Origin of the sequence: Paraburkholderia oxyphila NBRC 105797, from assembly GCF_000685075.1 — a bacterium.
Classification (GTDB): domain Bacteria; phylum Pseudomonadota; class Gammaproteobacteria; order Burkholderiales; family Burkholderiaceae; genus Paraburkholderia; species Paraburkholderia oxyphila.
On the sequence record NZ_BAYD01000302.1, the window covers coordinates 1 to 728 of the forward strand.

Genomic DNA, 728 nt, shown 5'->3' on the forward strand with positions numbered 1-728 from the left:
TTGCCGCCCAGCTCGCGCTGGTCGTCGACGAGAATCACACGCGCGCCGGCCAGGCCCGCCGTATGCGCGGCCAAGAGGCCCGTGGGGCCGCCGCCGATCACCAGCACGTCGCAATGCGCGAAGCACTTGTCGTAGCGGTCGCCGTCGCGCACTTCGGGCGCCTTGCCCAGACCCGCGGCCTCGCGAATCTTCTCTTCATACTTCGGCCACCATTTGCGCGGCCACATGAAGGTCTTGTAGTAGAAGCCGGCGGGCAGGAAACGCGAGAACTTCTGGTTCACCGCCATGCGGTCGTGCTCGAGGCTCGGCTCCGCGTTCACGCTGGTCGCGATGAGCCCCTGATAGAGCTCGATTTCGGTGGCGCGCGCGTTCGGCACGGTGTAGGCGCCGCGCTCGAGCTGGACCACGGCATTCGGCTCGGCCACGTCGGCCGTCACGATGCCGCGCGGGCGGTGGTACTTGAAGCTGCGCGCGACGAAGTGCACGTCGTTGGCGAGCAGCGCCGAGGCGAGCGTGTCGCCCTGATAGCCCTGGTACGTGCGCCCGTTGAACGTGAAGGTCAGCGGAATCGCGCGGTTGATGCGCCCGCCGGCGCCGAGTCGGTTCTTCTGGCTCATCGCTGCTTGCTCCCTTGCGTGCTCTTTTGCGTCCCGTTTTGTGCGCCGTTTTGCGTGCCGTTCTGTGCGCCGTTTTGCGTGCCGTTGTGTATCCTGGCCTGTGCATTCACA

At 66.5% G+C, this 728-nt stretch carries 1 protein-coding gene; it reads right to left on the reverse strand.

Annotated features, from left to right (window positions below):
• On the reverse strand, positions 1-617 hold a 617-nt coding region (locus BO1_RS56100), incomplete at its 3' end, for a 2Fe-2S iron-sulfur cluster-binding protein (RefSeq protein ID WP_043289416.1).
• Positions 618-728: the final 111 nt, after the last annotated feature.